General features: G+C 49.9%; 21 protein-coding genes. 8 read left to right on the top strand and 13 right to left on the bottom strand.

Translation table 11 applies throughout. From position 1 onward, the window contains the following. The coding region (locus Xmir_RS20470) for a TraU family protein (protein ID WP_208620464.1) at window positions 1-273 on the bottom strand (273 nt) is incomplete at its 3' end. After that, entirely contained in the window at window positions 270-671 is a 402-nt protein-coding gene (locus Xmir_RS20465) for a TIGR03757 family integrating conjugative element protein (RefSeq protein WP_099115870.1), read from the bottom strand. The genes Xmir_RS20470 and Xmir_RS20465, both read right to left, overlap by 4 nt. 285 nt (window positions 672-956) lie before the next feature. Between Xmir_RS20465 and Xmir_RS20460 the strand changes: the two genes are divergently transcribed. The 7 genes from Xmir_RS20460 (at window position 957) to Xmir_RS20430 (ending at window position 8,795) form a co-directional block, all read left to right on the top strand. Continuing rightward, window positions 957-2,714: a type VI secretion system baseplate subunit TssF gene (locus Xmir_RS20460; RefSeq protein WP_099115869.1), complete on the top strand. Its 1,758-nt coding sequence runs from the start codon at window positions 957-959 to the stop codon at window positions 2,712-2,714. Window positions 2,715-2,750: 36 nt separating this feature from the next. Then, window positions 2,751-4,589: a type VI secretion system tip protein TssI/VgrG gene (tssI, locus tag Xmir_RS20455; protein ID WP_099115868.1), complete on the top strand. Its 1,839-nt coding sequence runs from the start codon at window positions 2,751-2,753 to the stop codon at window positions 4,587-4,589. Window positions 4,590-4,600: 11 nt separating this feature from the next. Beyond that, on the top strand, window positions 4,601-5,827 hold the full coding sequence (locus Xmir_RS20450; RefSeq protein ID WP_099115867.1) for a DUF2169 family type VI secretion system accessory protein: 1,227 nt from the start codon (window positions 4,601-4,603) through the stop codon (window positions 5,825-5,827). Continuing rightward, window positions 5,802-6,176, top strand: coding sequence for a DUF4150 domain-containing protein (locus tag Xmir_RS20445; protein WP_244171000.1), 375 nt, complete (start codon window positions 5,802-5,804; stop codon window positions 6,174-6,176). The genes Xmir_RS20450 and Xmir_RS20445 overlap by 26 nt, the downstream gene beginning before the upstream one ends. Window positions 6,177-6,186: 10 nt before the next feature. Next, complete coding sequence (locus tag Xmir_RS20440; protein ID WP_099115865.1) at window positions 6,187-7,428, top strand: polymorphic toxin type 15 domain-containing protein; 1,242 nt, start codon at window positions 6,187-6,189, stop codon at window positions 7,426-7,428. Further along, window positions 7,428-8,063: a GAD-like domain-containing protein gene (locus Xmir_RS20435; RefSeq protein WP_099115864.1), complete on the top strand. Its 636-nt coding sequence runs from the start codon at window positions 7,428-7,430 to the stop codon at window positions 8,061-8,063. The genes Xmir_RS20440 and Xmir_RS20435 overlap by 1 nt, the downstream gene beginning before the upstream one ends. Window positions 8,064-8,159: 96 nt before the next feature. After that, window positions 8,160-8,795, top strand: coding sequence for a GAD-like domain-containing protein (locus Xmir_RS20430; RefSeq protein ID WP_099115863.1), 636 nt, complete (start codon window positions 8,160-8,162; stop codon window positions 8,793-8,795). A 138-nt stretch (window positions 8,796-8,933) separates the two neighbouring features. Here Xmir_RS20430 and Xmir_RS20425 read toward each other — a convergent pair whose 3' ends face one another. The 11 genes from Xmir_RS20425 to Xmir_RS20375 all read right to left on the bottom strand — a co-directional run bounded on the left by Xmir_RS20425 (window position 8,934) and on the right by Xmir_RS20375 (window position 18,065). Beyond that, window positions 8,934-10,040, bottom strand: coding sequence for a DUF6973 domain-containing protein (locus Xmir_RS20425; protein ID WP_099115862.1), 1,107 nt, complete (start codon window positions 10,038-10,040; stop codon window positions 8,934-8,936). A 296-nt stretch (window positions 10,041-10,336) separates the two neighbouring features. After that, complete coding sequence (locus tag Xmir_RS20420; RefSeq protein WP_099115861.1) at window positions 10,337-13,096, bottom strand: conjugative transfer ATPase; 2,760 nt, start codon at window positions 13,094-13,096, stop codon at window positions 10,337-10,339. Beyond that, on the bottom strand, window positions 13,096-13,497 hold the full coding sequence (locus Xmir_RS20415) for a TIGR03751 family conjugal transfer lipoprotein (protein ID WP_099115860.1): 402 nt from the start codon (window positions 13,495-13,497) through the stop codon (window positions 13,096-13,098). The genes Xmir_RS20420 and Xmir_RS20415 overlap by 1 nt, the downstream gene beginning before the upstream one ends. Beyond that, window positions 13,485-13,841, bottom strand: coding sequence for a hypothetical protein (locus Xmir_RS20410; protein WP_099115859.1), 357 nt, complete (start codon window positions 13,839-13,841; stop codon window positions 13,485-13,487). Before Xmir_RS20410 ends, Xmir_RS20415 begins: the two co-directional genes overlap by 13 nt. Then, a complete protein-coding gene (locus Xmir_RS20405; RefSeq protein ID WP_099115858.1) occupies window positions 13,841-15,253 on the bottom strand; it encodes a TIGR03752 family integrating conjugative element protein in 1,413 nt (470 codons plus the stop codon). The genes Xmir_RS20410 and Xmir_RS20405 overlap by 1 nt, the downstream gene beginning before the upstream one ends. Then, complete coding sequence (locus Xmir_RS20400) at window positions 15,243-16,076, bottom strand: TIGR03749 family integrating conjugative element protein (protein WP_099115857.1); 834 nt, start codon at window positions 16,074-16,076, stop codon at window positions 15,243-15,245. Before Xmir_RS20400 ends, Xmir_RS20405 begins: the two co-directional genes overlap by 11 nt. After that, window positions 16,073-16,729 carry a PFL_4703 family integrating conjugative element protein gene (locus tag Xmir_RS20395; RefSeq protein ID WP_099115856.1) on the bottom strand — a complete coding sequence of 219 codons (657 nt, stop codon included), beginning with the start codon at window positions 16,727-16,729 and terminating at the stop codon, window positions 16,073-16,075. The genes Xmir_RS20400 and Xmir_RS20395 overlap by 4 nt, the downstream gene beginning before the upstream one ends. Then, window positions 16,726-17,082, bottom strand: coding sequence for a TIGR03750 family conjugal transfer protein (locus Xmir_RS20390; protein ID WP_099115855.1), 357 nt, complete (start codon window positions 17,080-17,082; stop codon window positions 16,726-16,728). Before Xmir_RS20390 ends, Xmir_RS20395 begins: the two co-directional genes overlap by 4 nt. A gap of 10 nt (window positions 17,083-17,092) precedes the next feature. Then, window positions 17,093-17,425 (bottom strand): TIGR03745 family integrating conjugative element membrane protein, encoded by a 333-nt coding sequence (locus Xmir_RS20385; protein ID WP_422646035.1) that lies wholly within the window; start codon window positions 17,423-17,425, stop codon window positions 17,093-17,095. A gap of 77 nt (window positions 17,426-17,502) precedes the next feature. Beyond that, complete coding sequence (locus Xmir_RS20380) at window positions 17,503-17,739, bottom strand: TIGR03758 family integrating conjugative element protein (protein ID WP_099115854.1); 237 nt, start codon at window positions 17,737-17,739, stop codon at window positions 17,503-17,505. Continuing rightward, window positions 17,736-18,065, bottom strand: a complete 330-nt coding sequence (locus Xmir_RS20375) for an integrative conjugative element protein, RAQPRD family (RefSeq protein ID WP_099115853.1) — start codon at window positions 18,063-18,065, stop codon at window positions 17,736-17,738. Before Xmir_RS20375 ends, Xmir_RS20380 begins: the two co-directional genes overlap by 4 nt. A gap of 149 nt (window positions 18,066-18,214) precedes the next feature. Between Xmir_RS20375 and Xmir_RS20370 the strand changes: the two genes are divergently transcribed. Next, window positions 18,215-18,907: a DUF5710 domain-containing protein gene (locus Xmir_RS20370; RefSeq protein WP_099115852.1), complete on the top strand. Its 693-nt coding sequence runs from the start codon at window positions 18,215-18,217 to the stop codon at window positions 18,905-18,907. Window positions 18,908-19,160 lie beyond the last annotated feature (253 nt).

Below are 19,160 nucleotides of genomic sequence, written 5' to 3'. Positions count from 1 at the left end.
CGCCATTTCTGTCCATGGATTGCCACCGGGAGCCTGATAGGTAGACACCACCACTTCGGGAAGATAATGGGTCACCTTAACCGAGGTTTTCACGGTACAGCCGTGCAGACCACAGAGCAGCCAGTAACAGATGCCACTGACCCGCCACTGAATACAGGCGGGCGAAAGACTGCTGGCGACAATCTGGGCCGTATTGATTGAGGCCTGTGTCACCGGAGTAAATGCCACTATCAGGGTAATGAGCGCAGGAAACGTCACACGTTGAAGACTCATGGCTGATGTTGCTCCCTGAGTGCGCGGGCTTTTGCCCCATCCGCTGTGCCGTACACCACCTCCCGGTCATCAAAGACCACGGCCGGATACTTTTTTACGCCTGATTGCCAGGCCTGCACCACAGCACGATAAGCCTTGATAAGTTTCTGCTCCTGCTGATGCCAGTGAGACGATTGCAGTATTGCCTGTGCCTGAACAGCGGCTTGCTGTGGATCAGTAGAAAGCTGAGAGAAGATTTGCTTTTGCTGTTGTTCAGCTGCATCCAGCCAGACGACCTGTGTTTCAGGGGAAAGGTGAGTGGGTATGTGTTGACGGTCGGTATACACCACTGTTTTGGCCTGACTCACTGAGGCGACCAGCCATCCCAACCCGAATAATACGGTATAGCACTTTCTCATTCCTACCTTCCCATTGCTGAACACAGACGGGAAGCGTGCGGAAAAAAAACAGAAAAATCAGCAAACAATTCTTTTTTGCGTGAGATAAAAAAATATTCCTCACTTTCTTACGCGGTCACTCTTTTCTTTCCGGCTGTGCGGCGATCATAAAAAAAGCATGACATTAATTACATTAATCAATATGAAGATACAATAAGCTGCATTTTCTTATAACGCACTCATTTAATATAAACTTTCCACCCAAAGTGCCGATCAATAATGAACCGACACATTAGAGAAACACAGATGAAAAACAGAAAGGAATCGCTGTATCTGCAAGAACTGGCCTACCTGCGGGAACTGGCCCGACGCGTGGCAAACGATGCTCCCCATTTAGCTGATTTTCTGACCGCTTCTCATGATCCGGATATTCAACGGATTTTCGAAGCCTTTGCCCTGTTGATTGCCCACTTACGGGATAAAGTCGAGGATGATTTTCCTGAAATTACCCATGGTATCCTGTCCCGCATTTGGCCATCCACCCTGAGTCCCATCCCACCGACCACGCTCATGCAGTTTCATCCCACCGATGGCGAGCATCAGGGCGTAGTTGATATTCCGGCAGGTACGCCAATTTCTGCCGATGTCAACGGGCAGTTACTCACTTTTAACACCTGCCGTCCTCTGCATATTGAACCCCTGATTGTGTTGAACCGGGTCGTGAAAAAAACCGGCACACACAGTGAGATAGTGCTGACGCTTTGCCAGACGGGCACCCCTTCTCCCGTCTGGCAAAGCGGGGCTCTGTCTTTTTTCCTTGGCTCAGACAGTGAACGGGCAGCCCAGTTAAGCCTGTGGCTGGATCAACATATCTGTGAGATGCGTCTGAACGTACAGGGAACGCAGCGAAAACTGAACAGTTTTCCTTATGGCTGGCACAACCTGTTCGATAATCCTCTCCTGCCGACGGGAAAACGCACGTATGCCGGCCTGCAATTACTGATGGAATATTATGCCCTGCCCCATCTGTATAATTTTATGGTGGTCGATATCAGTAACAGTTGCCCTGAAGTCCCGCTCAATGCCGACGGCACCTTTGACCTAATTTTTCGTTTTCAGGGTGAATTACCACTGGAAAATATTGACGATGCCTTTATGCTCGGTTGTGTGCCTGCCCTGCATCTTGAAACCCTGACCAGCTCTCCCCTGCCACTGGATGAAGGAAATCACCGTTATCCCCTGTCCCTTGGCGAGTCCGTGCAATTGTTCCGGCTGCGCGATATACAGGTAGTTCAGCAGCCCGATGCAACACAACAACGGGGAAGACCCTCCCGCTATCTGCCCATCGAACAGTTTACACCGTCATCCCCCTGGCTGGCAGAAGACGACGAGCCTGAAACGTTTTACTACCTGTACCAGCGTGATTGTGATTTACTGGGCAGGCTCACGCACCAATTGCATTTTTTTGACCTGACCGGCAAACCGGCTGAGTGCCTGCCCCCGCTGAGCGTTGTTGGCGATTTTCTGGGCTACCACACCCAGACTATGACCTTGAAACAAGGCGAAATTACCGTCACACAAGAAGATTCCCCGGCCCATCTCCGCGTACGCAATATTCTCCCTGTCTTTCCCGATTACCCTCCGCTGTTGCAGGACAACGTCGGCTGGGCGCTGATTTCCTGTCTTTCCAGCCCGCCGGCACTGTTATTCGCCACAGAAAGCCTGAAACATTTTCTCCGCCTGTTTGATCCCCACACCGAAGTCAATCGCCCGCTGAGCCGCCATATCCGACAGCATATCGACGGTATTATCCGGGTAGAAGAACACCTGACCGATCGCCTGAAACGCGGCCGTCCTGTCCGGGGGCATCGGGTAGGACTCACGCTCAATCCCGACTGTTATCACAATCCGGGGGAAATGTACCGTTTCTGCCGGTTAGTCAATGATGCCATGGCGTGTTTTATCAGCCAGTCCACCTTCGTCAAACTGGATGTTTACACCCCGGACAGCAGCGATGTTCTGTGGGCGTTCCGGGAAGTCGACGGAACGCGCGCAGAAATGTAAACCCTCACCCCATAACAACAAGGAATACAACAAAAAATGAAAAATATCATGGAGATGCTACCCACTGCTAAAAGTGGATTACGCTTTACTTTTCAGATAGCAGGATTGCCCGAAGAGACATTCAGCGTGGGGGAGTTTTCCCTTCAGGAAGGGTTATCCGAGATGTTTACCCTGAACCTGACACTGGTCAGGGCCGGCAATCTGAATCCGTTTAAGCCACTGACCGAGATTAAGTTAGCGTCGCTGCTGATGCAGGAAGCGGTATTGCAAATTTTTCACGGCCCATTGTTGCAGCGCAAAATCACCGGGATCATCTCCCACGCGGACTGGATCGGCACCGATGGCAATAAGACGCTCTATAGCGTCACCGTTCGTCCGGCACTCTGGCGTCTGACGCTGAATCAGGAGAGCCGTATTTTCCATCAGCAGAATGTGCCGGCCATTCTGAATGGTCTGTTGAAAAAACATAAAGTCCGGGCTGACTCGAAACTCTACGATCCCCATCAGGACAGAGAATATGTTACCCAGAAACGGGAATCGGATTATGCCTTTTTCAGCCGGCTGGCGGCAGAAGAAGGCATCAGCTTCTGGTTCGAGGATGAAACGGCGTTTTTCAGTGACAGCCATTTAGGCATGACGGCGGGGTTGCCGCTGACTTACAGTCCGCAACCGGAAACCGCGCTGGGCACAGATACGATTTATCAGGTGCGCCTGGGTGTCGGAATGAGTCCACAACGCAGCCTCCACAAAGATTTTAACTGCGATAATCCACGCTATCACCTCTCCCATATGCAAAGCAGCGAGGGTTTTCGCGATTTTGGTACCCAGACCCCCTATACCGTGTTTGAAAGTTACGGGCGTTTTCAGAAAGATGCTGCCGCTAAACCGTTTCTCAAATACCGCCATGACGCGCTGGATAATCAGAAACAGACCGGCAGCGGTAGCAGCAACTGTATCAAACTGATGCCGGGCAAAATCTTCGAAATCATCAGTCACCCACACCTGCCGCTCAATGCCCGCTGGCAGATTGTCGGTATCAGCCATCACGGCCGCTGCCCGCAGGCACTGGGCGATAGTGGTGATGATGGCACAACGCTCAGTAATCACTTCAGCTTTATTGATGGCCTCGCCGACTGGCGCCCGCCGTTCCATTACAGGCCACAGGCCGATGGGGATGAAACCGCCACTGTCGTTGGGCCTGAGGGGGAAGAGATCTTCGTCAACAAAGACGGTGCAATCAAAGTGCATTTCCACTGGAACCGCTATGACAAGGCGGATGACGGGGCTTCCTGCTGGGTCCGGGTGGCACAGGGCTGGAATGGCAACGGCTTTGGCTTTATGGCCATCCCACGTATCGGACAGGAAGTGATCATTTCCTATCTCAACGGGGATATTGACCGGCCGATTGTGACGGGTTGTGTCTATAACGGCCTGAACCGTCCGCCACTGGATTTACCGGCCCAGAAAACCCGTACCACCTTCAGAACCAAGACTCATAAAGGCAAAGGTTTTAATGAACTGCGCTTTGAGGATGCGAAAGGCAGTGAAGAAGTGTTTATTCACGCCCAAAAAGACATGAACACTAAAGTGCTCAATGACCGTAATACCCATGTGCTGGCGAACCACAGTGAGACGGTCGAGAAAAACCAGACCATTGATGTTTATGAACACCGGGAAGAAACCATTGGCCTGACAGATACGCTGGATGTGGGTGAATCCTTATCCATTACCGCCGGCACGGTGATTGAGCTGCGCTGTGGCAGCAGCGTCCTGCGCATGGACAAACTGGGCAATGTTACGATTCAGGGAAATAACTTCCTGTTCCAGGCCAGTGATGCCATTCAAATCAGCGCACAGGATATTGACCTGAACTAAGGAGCTTTGCGATGGAATTTAAAAATCTGACGCCGTTTTCGGTCATGCACTACAAGATGCTGGATACCGAAGACGAAGAATATCATGTTGTCGCGATGAAAATCGTCTATCAGCTCCGGCCTATCGGAAATGGGCCGTATTATCAGGCTGTATTAGCCGAGCCGTTCGGGGAGCTGGCATTGCAGGATGAATTCTGCGGTGAACTTAACCAGTCCTCTGTCCGGCTGGAAAGTGACCTGGCACCGTTAAAACCGAAGTGTGATGTGATTGTCAACGGAGTGGCCTATGCGCCTGCGGGCATTCCGGCTGAAAAAGTCCCTATCCGGCTACTCGTCACGACAGCAGATCGGCAACCCCTTATCGACAAAACCTTACTGGTGTGGGGAGAACGCGAGTTTCAACGTTCCTCAGAAGGTAAATGGCAGCTGACACCGCCGCAAAAATTTACGGAGTTGCCGATAGACTACCGGTATGCCTTCGGCGGTCAGTGTAAGATCTATGAAAACGATGAAGCAGCCGCTGCGGTGGCGGATGAATTCAGGCTGTCCGATGAGCAACGGGCACAGCATCCGGAAAAAGAGACGCCTCCCATTGCCCATGCCACTTTCGAATACAATCCGATTGGTACGGGATTTGTCACACCGTGGTATGTGGAAGCGAAAACCCTTTCCCGCTATCCAGCCCCACGTATTGAATACTTTGGTGCCCCTGTCACCGGGGAACACATTACCCAATGCGCAGAGCAATCGGCTGCCATGACAGACCATGACTGCCCGCCGGCGGGTTTCGGTATGATTGGCCGCCCCTGGTTGCCCCGCCGCACAAAAGCCGGCACTTACGATAACACCTGGCTGAAAGAACGCCATCCGTATCTCCCCGATGATTTTGATTTCAGCTACTGGAATAACGCGCCGGAAGATCAGCAAATCGACCATCCGGATAATAATATCCGTATCAGCCTGTTTCATTTAACCCGTGAGGGCACACTGCGGGTGCAGCTACCGGGACATCGCCCCTTTATGCTGCTGAGAATGCTGAATGGCGAAATGTTACCTGATCTGATGTATCCGGATACCTTAATTATCGACAGCGAAGCCCTCACGCTCTCCATGACCTACCGCTACCACGCCGAGATTGACGACAACATCCGGGTGATGGAGGCCCGGTTTGAGATGGATCCGGCTGCACCTCTGGTCAGGGTCGATTTGGGTGATGGCAGGGAGGTGCATTATGGCTGATAACTATTTCGCCCGGACAGCAACGCAATGGATGGTCGTCAGTATTGTACCTGACGTGTGCAAAACGCCGATGGGTTCATCAACGCCACCCATTCCCTATCCGGTGGTGGCCAAACTGGCAGACAGCTCTGTACCAATCAAATCCGTGCGGGCAAATGGCAAACCTGTGGTGGTCTTCGCCCAAAGTTTTGTGCCACAGACACTGGGCGATCAGCCCGGCGTTGCTAATGGCATCAAAAGCGGCACCGTGGGAGGCAAGTGCCACCCGAAAGAACACTCAAAAAGTGTCCGGGCAGGCAACAAACTGCTGCTGCGGCATGGGGATAAATTCTGGATGAACGGCGCATAAGGAAACGGCGATGGCCAAAAAAAACCAAAAAACACCGCTGACGGTGAGCGATAAGCCTTTGCTGGAAAAAAAGGCACGCAATGATGCGGCAACGGGAGAAGGCAATACCCTCGGTGAAATTGTCGGTCAGCCACCACAGGTTACTACAGTCCCTGCTGAAGCGAGTCCGGTACTCAAATCCGGCACACAGAACGAACAGAGTTTTGCCGACCAGGTGTATGAAAGCGCCGTTGAAATGGGGAAAGGTGCAGCAAAAGATACCTGGAATTTTGGGGTGGATCTTGCGGAACTTGCATACCCTGCGGCCAAAATGGAAGCAGCGCGTGATATGGAAGATGCAGCCAGATGGCATGATATTCTTGGCAATAAAGAACAGGCCAGGGTGTTATCGGAAGCCGCGGAAGAAACCAGAAAAAGTACTGCCACCGACAAGTTTGATGACCTCCGGGTGACATTAGACAATTCAGATCAGGAGACCGGTGCATTACTGGCTGATTTGAACCCGAAAGGAGCGGTTAAAAGTGTCGTTAAAGGGATCGTCGGGGGCGTTAAGAATATCGGGAAAGCCATTGAAAAAGTGACCGCTAAAGAGGGAAAGAAAAAAACGGTTAATAAGGTTGAAAAATCGAAAGAAAGCACAGGCAAGCCTAACGAGCCAGAGCAAAAAGGTGGGAAAGTTAAGGGCGCTAAAAAAACTAAAGTCCCGTGTTTTAGTCCTTATAACAGCAAACGCTATAAGCGATTAAAAACAGAAAAAGAGCGTCAGGCATTTTTGAAAGAATATTCTGCACAACTGCGCAGACAGCAGGATGCGATTAATAATATGTCGCCTGAAGAGTTCAAATTCGCACGAGATTCTTATAAGAAGAATAAGCGAAATAGTTTGGCTGGGAAAGCACAAGAAGATTTTAGAGACAGTGCGAAAGGTGAAATAAAAATAAATATATTTAACAGCCAGATAAAAAAAGGAACCTCAGTAAAAGAAGCTAAAAAAATATCACAAAACAAAGCAGACGAGATATTCGATGGATTGGCTGCATTGCACGAACCAGATATGGTCGCAGGTGGTTATGGTCAATATGCACCTAAGAAGATGGGTGATACTGGAATTAATAGTGCCATAGGAGGTAGTTGGAGAGGAAAACGAATAAAATCATTAGATAATGCTGCTAAAGAGGCAATTGACAGCGGGTTAGGTGACGCTAAAATGAACGTTCAATTAGAGTTATGTCGGGGTAAGGGGAAAAAATAATGCGAGACGAATTTTTTGAGTGCTTCATTGATGATTTGGGAGAAGCAACCCAACATAGGCCTGTATCATCTGAATCTATAGATAAATGGGGGGGGAAAGTCCCAGGGCAATTATTATATTATTGGAAAAATGAAGGCTGGAATAGTTATCAAGATGGTATGTTTAGTATTGTCAATCCCGATGATTATGAAGATATTGTTGATATGTGGTTAGAAGATACCCCATTTGAATCAACAGATACTTACCATGCCATTGCCAGAAGTGGTTTTGGTAAACTTTACCTCTGTGGCGAACAAACCGGAATTAATTTAACACTTGATTGTGTTTTTAATACCTTTTTTTATTCTCCAAAAAGAGCTTTAAAAAAAGAAAAGAAAGAATTAGATCGCGACATATCTTCTTTTTTTGCTGTGAAATCAATCGCCGATATTGATTTAAAAGGCAACACAAAAACAGGTATTTTTGCCAAGGCTGTAGAAAAATACGGCCTATTAGGAGAGCACGAAATATTTGGTTTTGAACCTGCCATTGTTTTAGGTGGCGAAATTAAACTTGAAAATGTTAGAAAATTGGATATGCATATCCACCTTGATATCTTACGACAATTATCTGATCCTGATATTTTTGAAATTTAACTTTCTATTTATTTTATATTTACCTATTGATTAAAGTGGTTGTCTAAATAGCCACTTTTTTTATATTTGAATTGTGCCGTGGTAAGGGGAAAAATAATGCGTGACGAGTTTTTTGAGTATTATATTGAAAAAATGGGAGAGGCCACTCAACACAGAGCAGTCCCTGACGAAGCCATAGATAAATGGCTGGGAAAACTGCCTGGGCAATTATTATATTATTGGAAACATGAAGGCTGGAACAGCTATAAAGATGGGTTATTTAGTATTGTCAACCCCGATGACTATGAAGATATCGTTGATATCTGGCTGGAAGATACCCCATTCGAATCCATGGATTCTTACCACGTCATCGCCAGAAGTGGTTTTGGTAAACTTTATCTTTGCGGCGAACAAACCGGAATTAATTTAACAATATCTTGTATTTTTAACTCTATCAATTACTCTAAAAAAAGAGCATACAAGAAAGAAAAGAAAAAGCTAGACCAAGAAATATCCTCTTTCTTTGGAATAAAATCACCTGATAATTTTGATTTAAAAGGTGGTACAAAAGCAAGTATTTTTTCTCGCGCCGTTGATAAATATGGACCATTAGGTGAGAACGAAATATTTGGTTTTGAACCTGCCATTATTTTAGGCGGCGAAATCAAACTTGAAAATGTCAGTAAATTAGATATGCACATTCACCTCGACATTCTTCGTCAATTCGCCGATCCAGATATTCAGGAAATTTAATTTCCTATTTACTTTATATTTACCAGTTAATTAAAGTGGCTGTATAAATAGCCACTTATCTTATTATATTAGAGTTATATGTGGTAATTCAAACTTGATCTAACAGTCGCCCACTTTGATTAAATGCGATAGACCATTTTATTTAATCGGAGTTATTTTACCTGTAGAATCTAATTCAAATCCTGAAGGTAACATTCCGTTATCATCTAATTGGTTAAACAAATTTCTCATATAATTATATTGCTTATCGGTGATTTTTCGTTTTCCTATCTCTATCGAGTAAGCAACATCGTTTTCATCGCTATTTTCTAGGTCTAATTCATAATTAGTGAAAACATATAAGCCGTGATGATAAAAATAATCTAGTGCCCCCAGCGAAAGTTGTTTCATTGATTTTGAACCAGCTTTCGCTCCGAGCTCGCGTGCTATTTGATTATTAAGAATATCAACTGCACTGTCTGCTTGTTCCATGTCATCAAAAATTCTCTTATTTAAATCAATCTTTTTATAAAATTTCTCAGGCATTTTTCCCCATAATCCTTCATGTGCGTTACCTATGTGTTGCGCTATTTCTTCACCATATTGAGCCGCGATAGTTGATATCCAAACAGCATGACGGAAGGCATTTACCTCGCTACCTCTGGCTTCAAAAATAGCACGGAATTTGGGAGCCAATATATAATCGCCTTTTCCTTGTGTTGAAAAGCGTATTGCATTGGTTGTAATATTCTTCTCTCCACGTTTAAATTCTCCAATTGCTTTAGCTGTAATTGGATGACTTAATACAAAACGTATTTCTTCTTCCGTTGGAAATTTTGAATATAAGTCACTTTTTTTTCCTTGTTTTTCTGATATGATTTTTTCCAAAAATAAAGTTTCTACAAATTTCTTAATTTTAACATCATACCATTTATTATATTCATCTAAAATCTCAGCACAAATCTTACGATCTTCAGGAGTGGCTTTTTTTATTTGTAGACAATATTTGAGTTCTTTAGCAATTTTATTGAATTCTATACAATCACGGTTGTACTCTATTTCTAATAGCTCAGAATCGATTACATCCTCTATTAAGGTGTTTTTATTATTTTCCAAATAAACAGTAATATCCCTGATGTTTTTTTCGTTGTATTTTATCTCCTCATCAATGGCAATCAATATCTCAGGATATCCTAGTTCTGTAATCTCTTCAAAACGTTTCATATCTTCTTCACGCTTACGTTTTTTTTCAAATTTATAATCCATTTTCTCACCTTAATAATATTTTCATGACGGTTTGATATTTAATAAAAATATCTATTGGATATTTTAATTTATTTTCAAAAAGAATAAATTAAGATGATTTGTATTAACAACCAAACATACGCGTTAATTTTTTCATTGGAAATAAATAAAGGAGACCCAGCAATTATTACTACTTAAAAATATTTTCCTAAGTTTATGCGGTATTGTAGCAGTAACTAAAAATAGTTTTCGCGTAACATATATTCCAATATCGCACCAATACTTCGAGATATTTTGTCAGTGATTACTGTCAGCATTCATGCAAAATCAGGATCAATCCGTAATCCCCGCTCAACATCCATTTTTCTGGCAACCAACACCGCCGCTTCCAGTTCACTGCACTGATGCTCACGCATTAACGCCCGCCGTTCGGCTTTTTCTTCTTTTTCCGTCATCCCCAGTGCCAGATAGAGACTCGGGGGCACGACCCGGAACAGCGCTTCGATTTTTTTCGCCAACACCACCCCTTCGGTATAGCAACGGGGCAATTTACTGGCAGAGAGCAGCACCGCTTTTTGCTCTTCGGTCAGTTTTTTGAACCGGGCGATTTGCTCCACTTCATCCGGGGGCATGGTCAGGCACAGCCACCATTCGGCCATATTCAGCATTTTTTCAGCCGTATCCGGGTAATCGGCCAGGTTTTGTGTCGCCAGCCACAGCCAGGCCCCCAGTTTACGCCACATCTTGACGACTTTAGTCATATAAGGGGAAAGCAGCGGGTTGGTGGTGGTGATATGGCCTTCGTCAATCACCAGTTGCAGCTCTCTGTCCTGATACTGGTCGCGTTCGGCCAGATTATTGACTTGGTTAATCAGTGACACCATCGCCAGTGCCATCTGTGCCGAGTAGTTCTCGCGCGCCAGTGTGCCCAAATCAATCAGGGTCACATCCACTTCCGGCCACGGCGTACCGGGTCGGTTAAACAGTTCCCCTTCAAAACCCTGCGTAAACATCGACATGGCCCCGGCCATTTCATCGGCCCGTGCCCGGCGGTGTGCGGTGATTAGCGGCTGGCCATGTTCATCCTGCCGGTGATTGCGGGCGATGGTATAGAGGGCATTCTGTAAATCTGAAGCCACCATCTGACGCCCGGCCTCATAGCTGGTCTGTGCAGCCAGCATAATGGCTTCACGGATCAACCCCCGGTCAGAACGGGTCAGACGCTCTTCTTCTTTTTTCTCACCACCGGTGATCATCAGCCGGGCGGCAATTTCCATCTCCCCCAGAATATCACGCTGTTCATCGCCGTCTTCCTGCGCTTCATCGGTCTCCGGAATATCGGCTTCATCAATGCGCAATTGTTTAGGGCTGAGTTGCAGCAGTTGATGCGCATCGGCAAACAGGGCCAGACTGACACAGCAGCCCGGTCTGATGCCGATTTTATTGACTGTCAGCCCCAGACTTTCATAGTAATCGGCCAGCAAACCAAAACTGTTCCCCGCTTCCACAATAAACAAACGGGGTCGATGGATCGCCATCAGTTGGATGAGCGAGGCACACAGGGTCGCGGATTTGCCTGCGCCGGTCGGACCGAACAGCAATAAGTGGGCATTCTGGGTGCGATCCCCCTTGTTCAGTGGATCAAAGGTCAGCGGGGCTCCGCCACGGTTAAAGAAGCTGAAACCCGGATGCCCGGTACCGGTTGAGCGCCCTGTTACCGGCAGGAGTCCCGCCAGATGCTGAACCCACGTCAGGCGGCTGTACCAGTGTTTTTTATCTTTCTGCGGATTAAAGCCCATCGGCAGGGCGCGTAAGTAGGCATTCAGCGGTGACACACTGAATTCCGGCCGCACAGGCTGTAATCCGGCACTCAGCAATGTGGAGGAGAGCTGATGAACTTGGTGATTCAGATTACCCAAATCCTGACCGCGCACCAGAAAAGTCAATGCACTGCGGTACAGTTTATGCCGTCGTCCTAGTAATTCCTTCACGGCCTGTACATCCTGGCGGACACGCAGGGATTCGGTATTTTCCCCCACCGCATTTTTTGCCAGCCGGGTAAAATCGTCTTCCAGGGTATCCTGTGCCTGCGCCACAATGGTCAGCGTGACCACAGTGCCTTCCGGCAGCATATCCATCAGGGTATTGATATGATCCCCCCGTTTCACTTCTCCCGTCAGGGTGCCCGGCTCCGGCGGGCGGCGCAGGCGTTCGACCGGCACCGCCTTATGCGGCAGGCCGTCAAACCACCAGACGCCGTTCTCGGGATCCGACACCGGTGGGGTAAACCACAGGCTTTCGGCAAAATCATTATTCACCGGGAGATCCGGCGGTGTGGGGGGGTCATAACGCACCGCTCGGTAAAAATCGGCTTTTGCCATGCCCCAGTCCGGCGCCGGATTAAAATGACGCAGCAACCAACTGTGGATCTGCCCGCCATCCTGCCGGGTTGCCACAATCCCCGCCGAGGCCAGTGCGGAGACCAGTCGCTCGCAGACCTGATTGAGTGCAGCGACTGAGAATAAGGTCTGAGGGTGTGCCTTCGATTTATGCGCAGACAACCAACGGTAGACCACCATCCGTGTCTGGCGCTGCTGCCCCCGCCACGGCTGCCCGGTGATTAAGCTGTCCTGAAATATCCCCTCCGGCCGGGCAATGCTGTTCAGGTGACGTGCTGATTCCGCCAGAAAAGCGTCAGTAAAGGCGGTGCCCTGCGCCCACGGTTTGACATAGTCCCGCAGGGTGGTGAGATAACCGGCCGGGTCATCGTCATCCTGACAAAAAAACTGCACCACCCACGGGGAAATATCCTCCTCGTCCAGACTGTCCTGAATGGCATCTTCCAGTTGGTCACGGATTTCAATCAACCGCTCAGCCGGCCGCCCTTCGGTCGCCATCGGTTCAATCCGGTAGAACGCGCCGACGGAGACGCCATCATCGAGCAATAAACATTGTCCATCGTCCAGATATTCCACCCAGGGCAGGTAATCGATAATGGACGGGTTCGCCCGGTAAATCGCCGCTTCATCCGCTTCGCTCAGGTTGCCGGGGCGAGGCAATGCCTTGAAATTATCCATTACTGTGCCTCCGTGTGTTCACCCGGCAGGGCATACTGCACCTGCTGATAAAACGGGAATACCGTGCTGTAGCCCGGTACCGGAGTCTTGCCCACCACCAGATGCGGGTAGACATACATCACCATATCGGGATTGGGGAGTCGGGGAAACTGCTGGCTGATTTCCTGCTCGGCCGAACGGCTGTAATGGTTGGGTTCTTCCCATGCTCTGCGTCGTTCGGCCGGAGTGAGTGCCCGGCGCAGGGTTTGCCTTGCCTGTGTTGTGCTCTGCCCCGCCTGATTTCCCTGCCACATGGCCAGCACCGTCTGTTCGCCGGCCGGCAGTAACGCCTCTTTCGACGTCGAACAGCCGGCCAGCAGCCCGGCCAGACACAACGCCATCGATAATGTTATTTTCTGCATACCTGGGTCTCCGGGGTGTTAATGGCCGTAAACGTGGCAAATTCAGGGTGTACCGCCAGTTCGGATAAGGTAAACGGTTGCCGCGCCCACTGTTCAGGCTCAGCGCTGGCTCTATTTTCCACCATCGCCTGCCACTGGGTATCGGTCAGACGAAAAACCGTCACATCTCCGTCATCCAGCCGGTGGCATGTCTTACCGAAAGAAAGACAGAGCTGCCGCGCTTTGTTGCGGTCAGACCGCCAGTCAAGCTGAACGGACAGGGGTTCAGTGTGGGCCGTGATCTTGATTTGCAGACAATAGGGCTGACCGGCACAGAACAGCCCTTGAAAAGAAGAAATTTCCATTAATCTAAGGCTTCCTGAGTGTCACTTTCGATGGGTTCATTCGCACCGTAGCGCACTTTACGGCCTGTCGTCTCGTAATCAATCGCCAGCGATTGGGTAATATGCACCACTAACTTCGCACCGGGTGGGACGTAAATGGCATCGAAGGTCTGGCTGTAGCGTTGTCTGAGCCATTCACTCATGTCCTTCATGCCGCCGGACATCGCTTTGCCCAGCGCCGCCTGCCCCGCATTGCCGGTTAACGCGGAGGTGATGCCCCCCGTGCCGTTGGTTTGCGCGGTTTGCTGGCTTTCATTCAGTGCCTCCCCGGCGGAATTCATGGCGGACAGGGCAAACAGGGTCGGCAGGTAGGTGCCGGCATTGGATTTGCGCTCACCGCTGATGCAGGGAATGCCATGTTCATCTGACAACCAGCCGATACCCTGCGGATTCTGTCCGCGGCCCGGCAAGGTGCGCACCGTACCATCCTGAAACACAAAGGTGATGGAATTGACCTGACCGCGCACACAGGACAGTGTCCAGTCGCCACTGGCGGAACCCGATACCACGGCGCCTTCCACCTCCGGCAGTTCAATACCGTTAGTGGTCAGGTTGTCTTTACCGATAAGAATTTTAAACGGATAGGGGTCAGTGACCGTGCCATTAACCGGTACCCGGCCTAACAACGCGGTCATCGCCTGACTGCCTACCAGAGTGGCATTTTCCGGCAGGGTGTAGACCGGTTTTTCGTTGTCTGCCTTACCCGATGAATGTTGAGGATTATTTTCCCCGGCGGCCGGTTGTTCACTTAAAAATGAGGTGGGAAATTGGGTAGCGGTTTTTCCATTGCCCATCGTTTGCATATCCGCCGGTTTTTCATCGGCCGGGGTAACCCAGATAAGGTCATCCTGTCCTCTGATTATTCCGGCAGAATAGGCACTACCGGTCAGCCCGTTGCCCAGCGGTATCTGATTATCCGGTGCCGGCAACGGCGTTGAATTTAACCGTTCGGTGAGCAAATCAATCTGCGCCAGCAATCCCTGCTGTTCATCCTGTAACGTGCGCTGGCGCTGTTCATCATCCTGCCGGATAGCGGCCACGGCGGCGTCTATCTGACCGGCCACATCCTGATGCTGACCTTTTAACTGGTCATTTTCTTTTCGCATCGCGGCATTCTGCTGGTCTAAGCGTTTCTGCTCTGCCCGTACGGTATTGAGGGTCCCGACCAGCGTGCGCAGGGTATCTTCCGGCGTATCCCCGCCGACCCCCAATGCCTGTAACTCTTCCGGGGAGAGGGTCGCCAGCGCGTTATTCTGCGGTTTATCCGGCACGGTATTTTCTGTTGAGCTGCAACTTTTAATACCGATAAACCCGCCGACAACCAGTACCGTCGGCACCAGTATTTTCACCATACTGTTGGATTTAATCTGCATCGCGGCCTCCCGCTTGCACTGATATCGGCTCAGGGATCAACGCGTTATCCGGCAGACCTTGTGTGACGAGATAGAGTACCGTGGTATCTTCCGCAGTTCCGGCTTTCCCCAGCCAGCGGTGCTGGAATGAGGCTGTGACAAATTGTCCCTGCAAGGCACGGGGGTCAAGCGTGACAGTACGTTTAGCGGTATTGCGCAGTTTCAGCGCCACGACCGTGTGATGATGCAGTTTCCAGCCGGCCAGCGGCGTAATTTCAATCGGTTCTGACGGATAAAGCGTGGTGATGGATGAAGCCAGATGCAGGTTCACCGGCTGAATTCCCATAACCGGCTCAACAGTGCGTAGTGGTGCATACAGTTGCTGTGCGGCGTAGCGGGTTAACAGCACCGGAATGGGCGCAGATTGTGTGGGTTTGCTCTGGGCGTTTGATTTATCGTCTGAATCGGTTGATTTTTCATTCGGATAAATAATGCGTACCGGCTCAGTGGCCCCGGTTTTTCCGGCTGTCACATCCAGTAAGATAATTTCGCCATTCTCACTGTCCTGCAATTGCAGCCGGGTTGACGGGAACGCCTGACGGGCTTTCAGGTAAACCGCCCCGCCGGTGCTCTGTACCCGTAATTTATCATTCAGTGAGGGCGGAAAACCGACACGCACATTCCGGTCCGCAAAAATAATCCGCTCCTGCCCGACCTTAAGCTTAATCGATAACGGGATCCGCTCCCATGTCAGCAACTCATCGGCCTTTGTGCCAACGCTGAACAGCAGGAGGCTGAGCAGTCCTAGCCCGACACCGCGCCAGTCAAATGAATGTTTTCTCATTGAAATACGCCTTTTTTCTCTTCTGCTGGCGGTGGCAGCGCTTCCAGCCGCTGTGGCACGCCGTCGTAGCAATCCAGCGCCAGACCAAAAGGATTACGCTCCGCATCTCCTTCCCAGCGCACCACGTTCAGCGGATAGCGCACCAGTGCCCGTTTGACCGGTTCGGCGTGATAATATTCATCCGCCACCAAATCCAGCCGCACCACCCAGTTATCGCGGTCACGCACCGTCACGCTGCGCGTCTCATAGCCCCGGCCGGGGATTTCATACACCACCCGCACCCGGTCGAGCAGTTCACCACTGTCAGCCCGGGTTCGGGCATCCTCGCGCAGAAAATCCTGACACGCGGGTGTCAGATAAGGGGACAAGGCCTCAATTTTGGCCGGATAATCCTGCGCCCCGTTTTTCGGCCAGGCATTCAGCTGCTGGAAGAGATAGAAAGCAAAGCTGTAAACACTGGGTGCCGGTACCTCCCACCACGGACGGGTGCTGCCACTGCGTAAATCCGGCGGATTATGGATGGTCAGATTGCGCGGGGAAGCCATCCAGCCCAGCAGACTCAGCAGCAGAGTCAGTACCAGAATGCCACAGGCCATCCGGAGGGTCAGAATATGCTGGTCCCGATTTCTGACCGCATGACGAAAGCGACTCATCCCGTTCTCCTGCTGCGGCGTAACGACCAGCCCTGTGCCGCAATAATCAACGCCGGGTCACCGATACCCAGCCGGCGTTTCTGCTCAGCCAGTTTCAGCCAGAGATAATTTTCCGGCTTGCCTCGTTTAAGCCGGGCGAGCCAGCGCCCGCCAGCGCTCATCAGTAACAAGGGCATCAGCAGCATCCCGGTCGGCAGCATGACCCAACCGGCGAACGGAATGAGGGGAAGGCTGACCATCAGCCCCAGCGCCAGACCACTCAATGCGGCCAGTCCCAGCTCCGGCGTGGTGAATCCACGAAAGACGACCGGCTCAGCGTTTAAGCGGTCGGGTAAGAAAGAGATCGTCTGCATGGTAGCTACCTTAAAAAATAATGCTGGCCGATTTCGACAGCAGCCAAATCACGGCAACCAACAGCACCACGCCGACCACAACGATGGCGCCAAATTGAGTCCAGGTCGATTTGCCATCCCGCACTTCGGAAAAGGTTTCGACGGCAGCCGAAGCGACTTTAAAAAAGGCCACCGCTGAGAGGATCAACCCGCCAATCACAATGCCATCCTGCGCGTACCCTTTCGCCTGTCCCAGCAATCCGCCTCCGCCACCACTTTTGGGTGGTTCGATAGCCGGTAAATCGGCCCGGGCTGATGCACAGGAAAGCCCGAATAACAGAATGAATGTACTGACCCGTGTCATCAGGTTTGTGCTGATACGACAACAGAATTTAAAAATATGCTTCATGTCCCCTATTCCTTTTCATTGTGTTAGTCGCATTAACTGGCAAACATCCAGACAGCCACAACCAGCAATACTGCGGTTCGAAGGGCAAACTGGCTGAAGGTCTGATTGCGCACTTTTTCATTCGCCCAGCCATTCCAGACATCTACTGCGGCCCAGGCGGCCCAGAGAAACAGCGTGGCTAAGAAAAACCCGACACACACCAGATATAAAAAAGTGATATCAAAGTGTCCCGATGCCACTTCAAAGGCATTGCGTTGCGCCTGCGTCATTGCGGGTTTTCCTGACAGTAATGGCCGGATAATAAGCCGGATTCATGTGGCTGGTCGCGGGAAGGCGTGAGGTAATGATCGATACCGGCTTTGATGGTGTTGAGATCAGCTTTAATGCTCTGATAATCAAAGTCATAACGAGGGCGTTTTGAGGTATCAGATTGCTTTTCTGTGATATTCGCTCGCTCCAGTGCCATTTGTACCTGCTCAATCAGACGCATTGCATTCGCCAGTTCGTCTTTTTCGGCCGCTTGCGCTTGCGGCATACACAACACAGCCAGCCCCAGCAGACAGGCAGAACGGGACAGGGAAAAGTAACAGCGCATAAACACTCACCTCGTCATGGATTTCAGTATGCCGAGGATGCGGGGTTTTTTAACTCTGATCAGCAATAAACTCTTTATGCTTTAGTGAAAATTAGCTAAATAGTCTGACTAATTTATTCAGCCAAAACTTAGCAATGTAAGGAAGTGACATGCTGCGGATTGATTTACACGTCCCCGACGATGAGTATGAACAGGTGCGGAAGCTGGGCGCACACTGGGATGCCATCACCCAAATCTGGTATATCGACGAAAATTTTGACCCGGCACCGTTTAAAAACTGGCTGCCGTTCTACAATGTGCATGCTGAATTCTGGTATCTCGCCCAGACCCGGACGGCCTGTCTGCACTGTCATGAACTCACCACGGTAACGGCATTTATGCTACCTGCCGGACACCAGCTACTGGAAGCGGATAACGGCGATGAATCCGGCACTGAGGTGGACTACTCTGAGCAAGATAACCCTGCGTTTTTGTTTTATATCGCCGATATTCCCACTATTGTGCGTAGCGTGCTGCCCGGTTTTCACCACACCCTGCGCAAAGCGGTCAGCCAACGGCTGCGCAGACAGCACTGGATAAACTATTGCGAACACTGTGGCACACAGCAAGATGATACCGACATGTTTGCGGAAGTTGGTGGGGCATTTTTCCCGGCTTCCAAAGCGCAAGCGGCAGCCATCCAGCTTCACCGTATTGATCAGCCCTTTGTGGGGTATTGTGAAGATATCTCACATCATCACTATCATTTTGATCCGAAACAAGATAACCGTCTCTGTAAAGCGTGTGACTGGTTTGAATGGATGACGCAGGTAGTAAATGTACCACCAAAATACCCGCATTAACCTGAAAAACTGACGCGCCGCCATGCGGCTTGTCTGCTACACTATGGCATACAAAACAGAAAACCGTTTTGCATGCCATAGTGTAGCATCTCTATTAAGTCCTCAAGAGAAATTAATTGCAAATTCGTCGCCATAATCGGCCAATAACGTATTTAGCTCATATTCCATTGTTTCCTGAGTCCAGGTCATAAAACGTCGCCAGTGGTATTTAGCCTGCCTCCAGACAATTTCAATCAGATTCAGCTCTGGGCTG

This window comes from Xenorhabdus miraniensis (assembly GCF_002632615.1).
This window is presented reverse-complemented; position numbering and strand designations above follow the sequence as displayed.